At 63.8% G+C, this 13,693-nt stretch carries 11 protein-coding genes and 1 pseudogene; 11 read left to right on the top strand and 1 reads right to left on the bottom strand.

Annotation, left to right across the window (positions count from 1 at the left end):
• The first annotated feature begins 83 nt into the window (after positions 1-83).
• Positions 84-1,268 (top strand): mannonate dehydratase, encoded by a 1,185-nt coding sequence (gene uxuA / locus FJ970_RS29540; protein WP_140756608.1) that lies wholly within the window; start codon positions 84-86, stop codon positions 1,266-1,268.
• A 306-nt stretch (positions 1,269-1,574) separates the two neighbouring features.
• Positions 1,575-2,921 carry an NAD(P)/FAD-dependent oxidoreductase gene (locus FJ970_RS29535; protein WP_140756610.1) on the top strand — a complete coding sequence of 449 codons (1,347 nt, stop codon included), beginning with the start codon at positions 1,575-1,577 and terminating at the stop codon, positions 2,919-2,921.
• Positions 2,922-3,055: 134 nt separating this feature from the next.
• On the opposite strand, the gene nanR is transcribed toward FJ970_RS29535, so the two are convergent.
• On the bottom strand, positions 3,056-3,739 hold the full coding sequence (gene nanR, locus FJ970_RS29530) for a transcriptional regulator NanR (RefSeq protein WP_140756612.1): 684 nt from the start codon (positions 3,737-3,739) through the stop codon (positions 3,056-3,058).
• A 236-nt stretch (positions 3,740-3,975) separates the two neighbouring features.
• On the opposite strand from nanR, the gene FJ970_RS29525 reads away from it, so the two are divergent.
• The 9 genes and pseudogenes from FJ970_RS29525 to FJ970_RS29485 all read left to right on the top strand — a co-directional run bounded on the left by FJ970_RS29525 (position 3,976) and on the right by FJ970_RS29485 (position 13,688).
• Positions 3,976-5,577, top strand: coding sequence for an ABC transporter substrate-binding protein (locus FJ970_RS29525; protein WP_181178360.1), 1,602 nt, complete (start codon positions 3,976-3,978; stop codon positions 5,575-5,577).
• Between the two features lie 86 nt (positions 5,578-5,663).
• Positions 5,664-6,620 carry an ABC transporter permease gene (locus FJ970_RS29520; protein ID WP_140756616.1) on the top strand — a complete coding sequence of 319 codons (957 nt, stop codon included), beginning with the start codon at positions 5,664-5,666 and terminating at the stop codon, positions 6,618-6,620.
• Positions 6,613-7,515 (top strand): oligopeptide ABC transporter permease, encoded by a 903-nt coding sequence (gene opp4C, locus FJ970_RS29515; protein WP_140756618.1) that lies wholly within the window; start codon positions 6,613-6,615, stop codon positions 7,513-7,515. Before FJ970_RS29520 ends, opp4C begins: the two co-directional genes overlap by 8 nt.
• Complete coding sequence (locus FJ970_RS29510) at positions 7,515-9,587, top strand: ABC transporter ATP-binding protein (protein WP_210243031.1); 2,073 nt, start codon at positions 7,515-7,517, stop codon at positions 9,585-9,587. Before opp4C ends, FJ970_RS29510 begins: the two co-directional genes overlap by 1 nt.
• Before the next feature lie 25 nt (positions 9,588-9,612).
• Entirely contained in the window at positions 9,613-10,509 is an 897-nt protein-coding gene (locus FJ970_RS29505) for a dihydrodipicolinate synthase family protein (protein ID WP_181178362.1), read from the top strand.
• A gap of 106 nt (positions 10,510-10,615) precedes the next feature.
• A pseudogene (locus tag FJ970_RS29500) lies at positions 10,616-10,783 on the top strand (ornithine cyclodeaminase); the annotation flags it as partial.
• Between the two features lie 252 nt (positions 10,784-11,035).
• Positions 11,036-12,055, top strand: coding sequence for an isopenicillin N synthase family dioxygenase (locus FJ970_RS29495; RefSeq protein WP_140756620.1), 1,020 nt, complete (start codon positions 11,036-11,038; stop codon positions 12,053-12,055).
• Between the two features lie 286 nt (positions 12,056-12,341).
• Positions 12,342-13,031 carry an SDR family NAD(P)-dependent oxidoreductase gene (locus FJ970_RS29490; protein ID WP_140756622.1) on the top strand — a complete coding sequence of 230 codons (690 nt, stop codon included), beginning with the start codon at positions 12,342-12,344 and terminating at the stop codon, positions 13,029-13,031.
• A 405-nt stretch (positions 13,032-13,436) separates the two neighbouring features.
• Complete coding sequence (locus tag FJ970_RS29485) at positions 13,437-13,688, top strand: DUF768 domain-containing protein (protein ID WP_140756624.1); 252 nt, start codon at positions 13,437-13,439, stop codon at positions 13,686-13,688.
• Positions 13,689-13,693: the final 5 nt, after the last annotated feature.

The following is a 13,693-nucleotide window of genomic DNA, read 5'->3' as shown; positions in this document are numbered from 1 at the left end:
ATTCGCCATCGAAACCGGCTCTTAGTTTGACACTCATCGTGGTCAAACAATAGGTTGCCGGTCTCGCAAAAAAGGAAGTGGCAATGGAACAGTGTTGGCGCTGGTACGGTCCCGATGATCCGGTGACGCTTGAACATGTCAAACAAGCCGGCGCAACCGGCGTGGTTTCAGCGCTTCACCAGATCTATGACGGCAGGGCCTGGCCCGAGGCCGATGTGCTCGAGCGCAAGCGTATCATCGAAGCGGCTGGGCTGACCTGGTCGGTTGTCGAGAGCATCCCGGTCCACAATTCCTTCAAGATCGGCGCGCCGGAGCGCGAGCGCTATGCCGGCTACTATCGCGACAGCATCCGCGCGCTCGCCAGGGCCGGCATCCAGACGATCTGCTACAATTTCATGCCGGTGGTCGACTGGACCCGCACCGACCTGGCCTACCGGCTGCCGACGACCGGCTATGCCTTGCGCTTCGACGGCATCGATTTTGCGGCCTATGATCTCTTTGTCCTGCAGCGCAAGAATGCTGCGGCAAGCTACACGCCGGCACGTATCGCCGAGGCCGAGAAGCGGCGGAAGGCGCTGACGCCGGAGCAGATCGACCAGATCGAGCGCAACCTGATCGCCGGCCTGCCGGCGACGGAGCGCAGCTACAACAGGGACAGTTTCCGCGAGGCCCTGGCGGAATACGATGCGATCGGGCCGAAGGAATTGCGCGAGAACCTCGCCTGGTTCCTGCGCGAGATCATCCCGGCGGCCGAAGAGGCGGGGGTGCGCATGTGCATCCATCCCGACGATCCGCCCTTCTCGCTCTATGGCCTGCCACGCGTCGTTTCGACGGCCGACGATGCGCGTTTCATCCTCAACACTGTCGACAGCCCTGCCAATGGGCTGACCTTCTGCACCGGCTCTTACGGCACGCGCGCCGACAACGATATCGTCGCCATGGTCAAGGGATTCGCCGATCGCATCCATTTCGTCCATCTGCGCAACATCACCATCGAGGAGGACGGCTCGTTCTACGAGGCCGAACATCTGGAGGGTGGCACCGACATGGCGCATGTCATCCTCGCTCTGATGCAGGAAGAGAAGCGCCGTCGCGGGGAAGGTCGCGCCGACTGGCAAATTCCGATGCGGCCGGATCATGGGCACCTGCTCGCCGACGACATCGGCAAGAAGAAGCTCAACCCCGGCTATTCGCTCATCGGCCGGCTGAAAGGCCTCGCCGAATTGCGCGGCATCATGCGCGCCGTGGAGCGGTTCGGGCTGGCCTGAAGCCATCGGGCGATAAGTCGTTTGCGATCTTCCGCTGGGATGTAGCGACAAGCCGCACCGGGCGCTTCGTTTCGTCCGGCATCCGCGTGCCTAACCATCCGATTGCCGATGCGGCCGGGGCTGGCCCTACGACGAGAAGCGGCCTTCGGGGGGATGGTCAACAACTTCATTGAACTGGCATGCAAATTTTCAAGACCGGTCGTGTAGTGCATCGTTGATGCACTTCATGCTTGGCCAGCGCTCCATGAAGGCGGGCGAATTTCCCGCCCCCGGCTAAGGGTCATGCTTATGAAAAAGGATAATCCTTTGACGATCTTCCCTTTCACCGAAGCCAGTCCGATCCAGTTTCAGGCGCCGCTGCCGAAGACGGCGGACGTGGTCGTTGTCGGCGGTGGCATCATTGGCGTGACCGCGGCCTTGTTCCTGGCGCGGCGCAATATACCGGTGACTTTGCTGGAGAAGGGACGTGTCGCCGCGGAGCAGTCCTCGCGCAACTGGGGCTGGATCCGACAGCAGGGCCGCGACGCGGACGAACTGCCCATCGTCATCGAAGCGCAGCGTCTCTGGCGCCAACTGGCCGAGGAGTGCGGCGAGGACATAGGCTTGACGCAAACCGGCGTGACCTATCTTGCGCGGACCGACAAGGAGATGGCTGATTTCGCCAAGTTCCTGAAGATCGCCGAAGCTCATGGCGTCGACACGCGTCTCCTCGACCGGGATGAGACCGCCAGGCTGATCCCGGCCATGTCACGCCCCTTCAAGGGCGCCATGACCACGCCGTCGGACATGCGTGCCGAGCCCTGGGTCGCCGTGCCGGCGCTTGCCCGCCTGGCCGCTCGCCATGGTGTCACCATCGTCGAGAATTGTGCGGCACGCATGCTCGATATCTCCGCGGGGCGCATCAGCGGTGTCTGGACCGAACAAGGCCGCATCGCCACGTCGAACGTGCTTGTCGCCAGCGGCGCCTGGACGTCGCTGTTCCTGCGCGCGCATGGCGTCTCGATCCCGCAGCTCAGCGTCCGGACGACCGTCGCGGCGACCGCGCCGATGCCGGAAATCCATGCGGGCGCCGCAGCGGACGAACGCATCGCCTTCCGCCGTAGAAAGGACGGCGGATACACGTTGGCGGCGGGAGGCAGCCACCTGCTCTATGTCGGGCCGGATGCATTGCGCCACGCGCCGAAATATCTGCCCGCGCTGAAGGCAAATCCTTTCGGCACGCGCTACCTGCCGGCGGCGCCTCGTGCATATCCGGACAGCTGGTCTACCCCACGCAAATGGGATGCCGACAAGGAAAGCCCGTTCGAACGGATGCGCGTTCTCAATCCCGCCCCGGAGGCCAAGGCGCTTCGCGCTATCGATCGTGGGTTCAAGGAGCTTTTTCCGCAATTCGAGGCGGTGCCGCTCAGGGCAAGCTGGGCCGGCATGATCGATGCGATGCCGGATGTCGTCCCCGTCGTGGATCGTACGGCTGCGGTTCCGGGCCTCGTCATCGCGACAGGGATGAGCGGCCACGGCTTTGGCATAGGGCCCGGCATGGGCCGCGTCCTGTCCGACTTGATCCAGGGGAACGAGACTGGACATAACCTTCACAGGTTCCGTCAATCCCGTTTCAGCGACGGCAGCCCGATGCGGATGGGGCCATCGCTTTAGACCAATTCCAGGAAAAGTGCGTAGCGGTTTTCCGTCCGGAATTGCGTGAAAACAAAGAGTTAGAGCGGTTCGGCGATTCTATCAAACGCTGAACCGCTCTAGACCTCGCCTGGTGTACTGGCTCCGCGAGACGGCTAATCTGGTTTCGCCTGGCCGGAATTGAACTTGCGCCGGGCGTTTTCCAAATGCTCGCGCATCGCCTGGCCGGCGGCTTCCGGATCGTGCCGCTCGATGGCTTCGAAGACTGCCTTGTGCCCGGCGAAACTGATGCGGTTTTCGAGCTCGGTGTTGGCCATGTGGATGCGCTGGTTGATCAGCCACTCCACCAGCGCTTCGTGCGCGGCGAGAAATATCGGATTCCCGGGGATCGCGGTCAGCACGCGGTGAAAGGCGACGTCAGTGACGGCAAAGGCGCGGGCGCGTGAAATGGCGCGTTCGTTTTCGGCAAGTGCCGCCGCCAACGCGTCGATCTGCTGGCGTGTCGCCACCTCGGCGGCATGGCGTGCGATCGAGACTTCGAGGAACAGCCGCAGTTGTTCGAAATGGCCAATGCCGTCGGGCTGGTCCATCAGGAGGTGTGCGGTGCCCGTCAGTTGCTCCAGCATGTTCTTCGACGTCGGCCGCGTCACCTTGGGCCGCTCGCCGCTGTTGATGCGCACAAGGCCCATCTTTTCCAGTGCAAATAGTGCCTCGCGTACCGAGGGGCGCCCAACATCGAACATCGACATCAGTTCGCGCTCGGACGGCAGCGAAGCGCCGACCGGATAGACCTCGTCGCGAATCATCGCCTCCAGGCGGAGACGGACTTCGTCGGACAATTTTTTTCGGACCGGCATATTGTGCATGGTCTACCTTTTAAGCTATTAGACCAAGCGCCGCAAGCGAGCACGGGCAAGGATCTGTGGATCGCCAGGGTTTGGTGCGGCCGAGGGTGGGAGGAGGTCGCTACGCGCCAATGAGCGACTGGACGCGAAACCGCGACCAAGCGACCGCGAGAAGGCGCGCTCCAAGGTCAGCCGCAACCGGCCGACACAATCGAAGGGAGGAGAATTCCATGAGACGATTTCTGATCAGCCTTTTGCCGGCCCTGGCGCTCATGCTTGCCGCGGGCGCTGTGAAGGCCGAAGGAGGCGGCACGTTCCGCTCCGCCATGCGCACCGGCTGTATCGAGATGGGCACGCTGCACACCACCTGCGGCCACCGCCTCGACGAGACGGTGCTGCAGGGCCTCGTCCACATCAAGTGGACGGGCGACGGCGTGCAGCCGATGCTGGCCGAGAGCTGGAAGACGTCGGACGGCGGCAAGACCTATGTCTTCAACCTGCGCCATGGCGTCAAATGGCATGACGGCACGCCTTTCACCGCCAAGGACGTAGTGTTCAGCCTCAACCTCTACGCCAACCCGAAGGTCGGCTCGCCCTGGTCGCAGAAGCTTTCCGCCGTAGCCGGATACAAGGCCTTCCAGGATGGCTCGGCGACCTCGCTTGCCGGGGTGAAGGCGCTGGACGACGCGACCGTCAAGATTGAACTCGACAGCGCCAAGCCGCTCTGGGTCGAGCTGCAGCTTATCGCGATCAGCATCTTTCCCGAGCACATACTGGGCAAGGTCGCGCCCGCCGACATCAAGGGCAATGCCTTCTGGGTCAACCGCGTCGGCACCGGTCCGTTCATCTGGAAGAAGTATGAGAGCGACCAGTATGTCGAGGTCGACCGCAATCCCGACTATTTCCTCGGCGCGCCCAAGCTCGACCGCATCATCTACCAGATCTACAAGGATGTGCCGCCGATCATCGCCGCGCTGGAGACGCAAGAGGTCGACGCCATGTCCTATGAGGGCGGCGGCGTGCCGATCTCTGAGCTGCCTCGGCTGCAAAAACTCGACTATCTGACCGTGCTGCCGAAATTCTCCGCCGGCCTGCCGACCTACCTGCAGTTCAACCTGGAGAACAAGCGCTTCGCCGATGTGCGCGTGCGCCAGGCGATGCTCTATGCCATCGACCGCAAGGCGATCATCGAGACCGTCAAGCAGGGCGCCGGCGAACTCTTGAACACGCTGTTCCCGCAGGACTGGGCGCGTGCCAAGGACCTCGAACCCTACGACTACAACCCCGACAAGGCCAAGCAGTTGCTCACCGGCGCTGGCTGGGATGCGAGCCAACCGGTCGACTTCATCTACTATTATTCCGACCAGATGAACGTCGACACCGTCACCGCCATCCAGAGTTATCTGGCCGCCGTCGGCGTCAACATCCAGCTCCGCCTGCTCGACCCGGCGGCGATCAACCAGATCTATGCCGACGGCAGCTTCCAGATGGGCTTCTTCGCGCAAGGCATGGGGCTCGATCCCTCGCTCGGCTCGCCGCTGGTCGTCTGCGGCGCCAAGCCGCTCGCCATGGGTTATTGCAACCCCAAGGTCGACGAGCTCTTCAACAAGGGACTGGAGTCCAACGACCGCGCCACGCGTGCGGCGAGCTATCAGGAGGCCTCGCGCATCCTCAACCAGGACCTGCCAAAGGCCTGGCTTTGGAACGAGGTGCGCCCGCTCGCCTTCAACAACCGCATCGTCGGCCTCGCACAGCACTTCAAGGAACAGCCGCTCGTGATCTTCAATCACCCCGTCTACAACGAAGTCGAGAAGTGGGAGGTGGCGAAATAGCCTCGGATATCCCTGGCGGTCGTGGGGCTCTGAGCGAGCCTCACGATCCGTTGTCTCAGAACCGCCTTCAGCCATAGGAGAGGCCGGTGCTCAGCTATCTCCTGCGAAAACTTTTGCTCAGCATCCCGGTGCTGTTCGGCGTCACCGTCATCGTCTTCGCCATTGCGCATGCCATGCCCGGTGACGCGGTGCTGGCGATGATCACGGCGGAGGCGCCGTCGAGCGAGGAGCTGATCGCCATGCGGCGCGGCGAACTCGGCCTCGACCAGCCGGTCTATATCCAGTACCTCAACTGGATCGGCCAGATCCTGCACGGCAATCTCGGCCGCTCCTTCGTCAATGGCCGCAGTGTCGGCGACATCATCGTCGAGCGGTTGCCGATGACGTTGGAGCTGATGGGTGTCGCACTGCTCGTCGCGTTCGTCATCGGCACCACGCTGGGCGTGATCTCTGCGCTCAGGCAATACAAGCTCACCGACTATTCGCTGACGCTTGCCGGCTTTGTCGGGGTCTCGATCCCGGACTTCTTCATGGGACTGCTGCTCGTCTACGTCTTTGCGCTGGAACTGCGCTGGCTGCCGTCGTCGGGCATTTCCACGGCTGGTGAAAACTTCTCGCTCCTCGACAATCTCAGGCACCTGATCCTGCCGGCGGCGGCACTTGCCTTGTTCCGTGCCGCGATCTTCATGCGCTATGCCCGCGCCGGCATGCTCGAAGTGCTGAACCAGAGCTATATGCGCACCGCCAAGGCCAAGGGCCTGAAACCCCGCACCATCACGCTGCGCCACGGCCTGCGCAACGCGCTGATCCCGCTGGTGACCGTCTTCGGCCTGGCGCTGCCGACGCTGTTTGGTGGTTCGGTGGTGATCGAGACCATCTTCCAGTGGCCGGGCATCGGCCTGATGTTCATCGATTCCGTGGTGAACAGGGATAGCCCAGTCATCATGGGCTACGTGCTGATCACCGCCATCATCGTCATGCTGGCCAACCTTGCCACCGACCTTGCCTACAGCGTGCTCGACCCCAGGGTGAGCTATGACTGACGCTACCGCCGCCGACATGACGATCGCCGCCGGCGCCTCGCGCGGCCTGTGGGGCGAGGCGGCGCGCCGTTTCCTCCACCACCGTCTTGCCACCCTCGGCCTGATCATGCTCGCCATCATTGTGCTCGCCTGCGTGCTCGCGCCGCTGATCGCGCACTACGGCCCCAACGACATCGACCTCAGGGGCCGGAACCAGCCGCCCGGCGGCATCCACTGGCTGGGCACGGACGGCACCGGTCGCGACATCTTCGCCCGCATCCTCTATGGCGGCCGCGTCTCGCTGACGGTCGGCTTCGTCGCCGTGGCGATCTCGGCCGCGATCGGCATCTTCATCGGCTGCGTCGCCGGCTATTTCGGCGGCAAGGTCGACCTCTTGCTGATGGGCCTGATCGACATGGTGCTGACCTTCCCGCGGCTGGTCATCATCATCGCTTTCGTCGCGGTCGTTGGGCCCAGCATCTTCAACACCATGGTGGTGATCGGACTGCTGAGCTGGCCCTCCATCGCCCGCCTGACACGCGGCGAGATCCTGGCCTTGCGCAACCAGGAATTCATCCTGGCTGCTCGCTCGTTAGGAACCTCGCCCTCGGTCATCATCCTCGAACACATCCTGCCCAACGTGCTGAGCCCGATCCTGGTGGCGATCACGCTCGACGTGGCGACCGTCATCTTGCTCGAAGCTTCGCTCTCCTTCCTCGGCCTTGGCGCGCAGGCGCCCGCCGCCAGTTGGGGCAACATGCTGCGCGACGCCCGCACACTGTCGATCCTGGAGAGCGAGCCCTGGATGTGGATTCCACCCGGCGCGATGATCGCCATGGCCGTGCTCAGCATCAACTTCGTCGGTGACGGCCTGCGCGACGCGCTCGATCCGCAGCACATCATAGGTGGCAAATGATGGCCGCCGACATGCTTGCCGTCGACAGGGCCGCGAAGGGGATCGGGCAGCAGGCGGTGCTTTCCGTGCAGGGGCTGAGCGTCGAGTTCGGCCCGCGCGGCAATTCCGTCTACGCCGTCAACGACGTCTCCTTCGAGCTCGCGGAGGGCGAGTCGCTGGCGATCGTCGGCGAGAGCGGCTCCGGCAAGTCGGTCACCGTGCAGACGCTGATGGGCCTGATCCGCAAGCCGCCCGGCCGCGTCACCGCGGGCCGCGCGCTGTTTCGTGGCCGTGATCTGCTGGCCATGCCCGACAGCGAACTGCGCCGGATACGCGGCCGCGACATCGCCATGATCTTCCAGGATCCGATGTCGTCGCTGAACCCGGTGCTGACCATCGGCCTGCAACTGACCGAGGCGCTGCGCGAACACCAGGGCCTGAACGAGGCCGAGGCCGAACGCCAGGCGCTCGACATGCTGGCGCTTGTCGGCATCGCCAACGCGCCGCAGCGCATGCGCGCCTTTCCGCATCAGTTCTCGGGCGGCCAGTTGCAGCGCATCGGCATCGCCATGGCGCTGGTGTGCAAGCCTTCGATCCTGATCGCCGACGAGCCGACCACGGCGCTCGACGTCACCATCCAGGCGCAGATCGTCGAACTTGTCGTGCGCTTGCAGAAGCAGCTCGGCATGGCGATCATCTGGATCAGCCATGACCTCGGCCTCGTCGCCGGCTTTGTCGACCGCGTCGCGGTGATGTATGCCGGCTCGATCGTCGAATCCGCGCCGGTCGACGAGCTGTTTTCGGCAGCCAAGCACCCCTATACGATCGGCCTGTTGAACTCGATTCCGTCGCTCACGGCGGCAAACACCAGGCTGGTGCCGATCAAGGGCGCGCCGCCCAATGTCACGCTGGCGCCGACCTTCTGCGCATTCGCCCCGCGCTGCGACTATGCCGAGGCGCGCTGCAGCCAGGCAAAGCCCCCGCTGGAAGGTGCGGGTGCCGGCCACGCCACCGCATGCTGGCGCTGGTGGGAGGTGGAGCGGTTGCCGCGCATGAGCGCAGCCGCTGCGGACAAGCCCGCCGCGACGGCATCGAAGCAGGAACCGCTGCTCACCGTCACGGACCTCAAGGTGCATTTCCCGATCCGGCGCGGGGTCCTGCGACGGCAGGTCGGCGCGGTGCATGCCGTCGACGGCGTCAGCTTCGAGGTGATGCGCGGCGAGACGCTGGCGCTGGTCGGCGAAAGCGGCTGCGGCAAGTCGACGACCGGCCGCGCCGTACTGGGCCTGGAGCGCCCAAGCGCCGGCAGCATCGTGTTCGAGGGCAGGGACTATGCGGGCGCGACCGGCGAGGAGCTGAAGCTGCGCCGCCGCGACATGCAGATGGTGTTCCAGAACCCGTTTGGTTCGCTCAACCCGCGCATGACCATCGGGCGCATCGTCGGCGAAGGGTTGCGTGCGCAGAAGATCGGCACGCGCGCCTCGCGCGATGCCCGTGTCAGCGAGTTGCTGGCGCTGGTCGGTCTCCAGGAAGCGCTGCGCAACCGCTATCCGTTCGAGCTCTCCGGCGGCCAGCGCCAGCGCGTTGGCATTGCCCGGGCGATCGCCACCAATCCGAAATTCATCATTGCCGACGAACCGATCTCGGCGCTCGACGTCTCGATCCAGGCGCAGATCGTCAATCTGCTCGACGACCTCAAGGCGCGCCTCGGCCTGACCTATCTGTTCGTCGGCCACGATCTGTCGATGATCCGCTATCTCAGCGACCGCGTCGCGGTGATGTATCTCGGCCGCATCGTCGAGATCGGCACCACGCCAGCGGTGTTTGGCGCACCGCTGCATCCCTATACGCGCGCGCTTCTGTCGGCGATCCCGGTGCCCGATCCCAAGGCAGGCGGCACCCGCCGCCGCATCGTGCTTGGCGGTGGCGTGCCCGACCCGTCGAAGCCGCCGCCCGGTTGCCATTTCCATCCGCGCTGCCCCCTGGCGACCGAGATCTGCACCAAGGTCGATCCGGCACGGTGCGATTTCGGCTCCGCCGTCACCGGCCAGCATCTCGTCGCCTGCCACCACGCTGGCGAAGCCACATCATGACAAATCTGGAAAACCGAGGACCCCGATGACCAAGCAATTGGCGGGCATGTATGCCGCCCTGATGACCGGACTGAGCGATGCCGGCGAGTTCGATCCGCAACGCCAGCGCAACATCAACGACTATGTGCTGCGCCAGGGTCTGGCCGGTCTCTATGTCGGTGGCAGCAGCGGCGAATCCGGCTTGCTGACGGTGGACGAATTGTTGGCGCAGCAAGAGGTGGTTTTCGCCGGCGCCGCCTCGAGTGGCGTCAAGCTGATCGCCCATGTAGGCATGCCGAACCTGCGCGATTCCATCCGCCTGGCGCGGCAGGCGCAGAAGCTCGGCTATCACGCGCTGTCGGCGCTGCCGCCGCATTCCTACCCGTTCTCCGACGAGGAAGTCTTCGGCTACTACCAGGGACTGGCGGCGGCAACGGACTTGCCGCTGATCGTCTACGAGATCCCCTTGCGCACCGGCCGGCCACTGCCGCTTGCCTTGCTGGTCCGGCTGCTCGATCTCAACAATGTCGTCGGCATCAAGTTCACCTCCACCGACCTGTTCAAATATTCCCTGCTGCGCAAGCGGCAGCCGCAAAAGCTCTTCTACTACGGCTTCGATGAGATCTATGCCTCCGCCGGCATGCTCGGCACCGAAGGCGGCATCGGCACCACCTACAATCTGCTCGGCAGGCTCTACGTGGCGATCGACCAGGCGGTCCGCGCTGGCGATCTTTCACGGGGGAAGGCGCTGCAGACAGTGTCGCAGGACTTCGTCGAGGCGCTGCTGGAGACCGGCGTCCTGCCGGGCATGAAGGCGGCCTTCCGCGTCATCGGCGTCGATTGCGGCCCGACCCGCGCGCCGATGGCGCTGGCTGTCGCCGATGCCGAGGACCGCATGCGTGCGGTGCTTGCCCGCCCGGCGATCAAGGAGTGGCTGGCGTGAGGCGCGGCTCCTTCACCACAGAAGCGGGTGCCACGCTGAGCGGCGAGAAACGCAGCTTGCGGATCTGCGCGATGGTCGCGGCGTCACGTTCGCGCGGGATGCCGGCCAGATTACGCTGTTCGATTCGGTCGGCTTCGCCATCGAGGACTTTTCGGCGCTGCGTTATGTCAGGCACCAGCCGACCTCGACCGGCCTCTACCAGGAACTCGACATGCTGGCCGATCCCGACGAGCCGCGCGACCTCTTCGGCATGCTCTTGAGGGCAGCCCAATAGGGTATTGGTCGCGCGCCTGCCGGCGGTCCGTATCTGTCGAATGATCGCGGTCGTTGTCAGCCAGCCAGCGTGCGTGGAAAAATTGTTCGCCGCGGCGGCCTCGAAGGGCCGATCGTTTCTTTCTTGGCAATCTGGAGTCGATGAGACTTGCGGGCATTGCTGGCGGTTGTGACTGCCGAAGAGTGCACGCATGTCCAACGGGACTGGTTTGCGGATGGGCACACATCCGCAGAAACCAGGAAGGAGCCTGATATGCCCAGAATAGTACCCGTGCTCGATCTGAGCCGCTTTGAGCAAGGCGCCTCGGAGCACCGGACGTTCCTGGCGGATCTGCGCTCCGCTTCGCGCGATATCGGCTTCTTCTATCTGGCTGGGCATGGCATATCGAGGGCGGAGATCAGCGAAGTGCTCACCGCATCGCGCCGCTTCTTTGCCTTGGCCGAGGCCGACAAGCTCGCGATCGAAATGGTCAGGTCCTCGCAGTTCCGCGGCTATACGCGCGCCGGCGGCGAGCTGACCAAGGGCAAGGCGGACTGGCGCGAACAGCTCGATATCGGGGTCGAGCGCCAGCCCATGGCGCAAGGCCCCGGAATTCCCGCCTGGACGCCGCTGCAGGGGCCGAACCAGTGGCCCGCTGCGTTGCCGGAGCTAAAACCCGCCTTGCTTGCCTGGCAGGCCAAGGCAACGGCAGTGGCGGTCCGGCTGTTGAAAGCCTTCGCGCTGTCGCTCGACCAACCCGAGGATGCCTTCGACCCGATCTACCGTGAGCAGCCCAACCATCGCATGAAGATCGTGCGCTACCCTGGCCGCGAGGCGACCGGCGGTGACCAGGGTGTCGGCGCGCACAAGGATGGCGGTTTCCTGACGCTGCTGCTTCAGGATGACAACAAGGGGCTTCAGGTCGAGTATGACGGCAGCTGGGTGGATGTGGACCCCATTCCCGGCACGCTCGTCGTCAACATCGGTGAATTGCTCGAACTGGCCTCGAACGGCTATTTGCGCGCCACCGTGCATCGCGTCGTGACGCCCCCCGCCGGTATTGAACGCATTTCGGTGCCGTTCTTCTTCAGCGCCAAACTCGATGCGACCATACCGCTACTCGAATTGCCGGAGGAATTGGCGGCACAAGCGCGCGGGCCGGCCAGCGATCCTGACAATCCGCTGTTTCGCGATGTCGGAACCAATGTGCTGAAAGGCCGGTTGCGCTCGCACCCTGACGTCGCGCGCCGCCATTACGCCGACCTGCTGGGGCGGGAAACTGGGGCGGGTTGAGCCAGTTGAAGCAAGAACGAACGGGATTTTTCGTAATTCCGGCTGATTTTGGAAAATCATTCGTCGTATACGCACAAGGATCGGTCCAAAATCCAAAAACCCGTTCGGTGTTTTCCTCCCATTTCGCTGAACGGTGTTCCCCTCTGAAGGTTATGACCTTCTTTTTGGCCGGGCCGTTTCGCGCCCGGCCATTTTTCTTTCCGCCTGCGCGTTGCCGCCGCGGCTGTGATCCGGCAGGGTTCAACAGGTGCCAGCCGTTGCAATCAGTGGAAGAAGGAGAGGTCTCATGACATCCAACGTCGCCGTCATTGCCGGGGCGGGCTCCGGTTTGAGCGCCTCGCTCGCGCGTCTTCTCGCCAGGGAAGGATTCCACGTCGTCCTGGCCGCCCGAAACATCGAGAAGCTCGATGCATTGCGGGCGCAGACCGGCGCGCAAGCCGTGGCGACGGACGTCTCGGATCCAGCGTCGGTGGAGGGCCTGTTCGATGTCGCCGACAAGGCTGGTCCGCTTTCCCTGCTGGTTTTCAACGCCAGCGGACGCGCCCGCGGTCCGATCGCGGAGCTCGATCCCGAGGCGGTCCGTCAGGCGTTGCTGGTTGGGGCTTATGGCGGATTCCTGGTGGCTCAGCAGGCAGCCCGCCGGCTTATTGCTCGAGGGGCGGGGTCGATCCTCTTCACCGGAGCGACGGCAAGCGTGAAGGGGTTCGCCGGTTCCGCCGGCTTTGCGATGCCCAAATTCGGATTGCGCGGACTGGCGCAATCAATGGCCCGCGAACTGGCGCCCAAGAACATCCACGTCGCGCATTTCATCATCGACGGCGCCATTGCCTCGGCCGTTTCCGACCAGGAGTCCGAACCGCAAGATCGCCGGCTGTCGCCGGACGCGATCGCCGAGGCCTATCTCGCCATCCATCGCCAGCATCGCAGCGCCTGGACCTGGGAAATGGAGCTCAGGCCGTGGGTGGAGACCTTCTGACCCGGAATTGGTTTGATGATCGATGTGACTTTCGCATGGCTCATATGCACGACCTCGAGGAGAGTCGACATCGCATGAGGATGTCACTATATAGCGGCGGCTTCGATGGCTCGTGCCTTGAAGCGTAACGTCATAAGGCGGCTGTAGCGACAGCCGTTGAGATACGAAACGGACTGGAAGCCGTAAAGGTAGAAGCAATTGCTCGGAGCGGGCAGATCCCGCCAACGGTACAGTCCTTCAGAATCAGAAAATGTCCTTCACCCCTCGATTTCCTTCGGCTCTGTGGACCCTGGACAGCTTCGGCTTGCCGGCTGGCCGCGACTCGGCTGGAATGGGAACATGCATCCTTTGCGGGATGCCGACGTTTATGATTGCCAACCGGCTTTGCCGCAAGGGAACAGCAGTATGAGTGAACACGCGATCGAATTCTTGCGGGGATGGATCGGCGAAAAGGTCCATTGCCAGTCCCACGCCAGGATCGAGAAGCAGGCCGAGACACTGGCCAAGGAATGCGCCGCCAAGGCGGCCGAGGTCGGCATACCGCTGGAGGACATCCAGGAGGAAGTCGGCGACATCCAGGAACTCATCGCTTCCCGGCTCGAGGAAGCGGCGGAGGCCGACGAAAACCAGCAGGCTTCCAGCGAGGCCGCGGAATAGATTTT

Source organism: Mesorhizobium sp. B2-1-8, from assembly GCF_006442545.2.
Taxonomy (GTDB): domain Bacteria; phylum Pseudomonadota; class Alphaproteobacteria; order Rhizobiales; family Rhizobiaceae; genus Mesorhizobium.
The sequence above is the reverse complement of the archived record's forward strand: the minus strand, read 5'-3'. Positions and strand labels throughout refer to the sequence as shown.

What these genes read in the sequence shown, in the direction of transcription:
- FJ970_RS29485 (WP_140756624.1), top strand. Translation starts at nt 13,437, where the DNA reads ATGAGTGAACACGCGATCGAATTCTTGCGGGGATGGATCGGCGAAAAG.
- FJ970_RS29505 (WP_181178362.1), top strand. Translation starts at nt 9,613, where the DNA reads ATGACCAAGCAATTGGCGGGCATGTATGCCGCCCTGATGACCGGACTG.
- FJ970_RS29525 (WP_181178360.1), top strand. Translation starts at nt 3,976, where the DNA reads ATGAGACGATTTCTGATCAGCCTTTTGCCGGCCCTGGCGCTCATGCTT.
- uxuA (WP_140756608.1), top strand. Translation starts at nt 84, where the DNA reads ATGGAACAGTGTTGGCGCTGGTACGGTCCCGATGATCCGGTGACGCTT.
- FJ970_RS29495 (WP_140756620.1), top strand. Translation starts at nt 11,036, where the DNA reads ATGCCCAGAATAGTACCCGTGCTCGATCTGAGCCGCTTTGAGCAAGGC.
- opp4C (WP_140756618.1), top strand. Translation starts at nt 6,613, where the DNA reads ATGACTGACGCTACCGCCGCCGACATGACGATCGCCGCCGGCGCCTCG.
- FJ970_RS29490 (WP_140756622.1), top strand. Translation starts at nt 12,342, where the DNA reads ATGACATCCAACGTCGCCGTCATTGCCGGGGCGGGCTCCGGTTTGAGC.
- FJ970_RS29510 (WP_210243031.1), top strand. Translation starts at nt 7,515, where the DNA reads ATGGCCGCCGACATGCTTGCCGTCGACAGGGCCGCGAAGGGGATCGGG.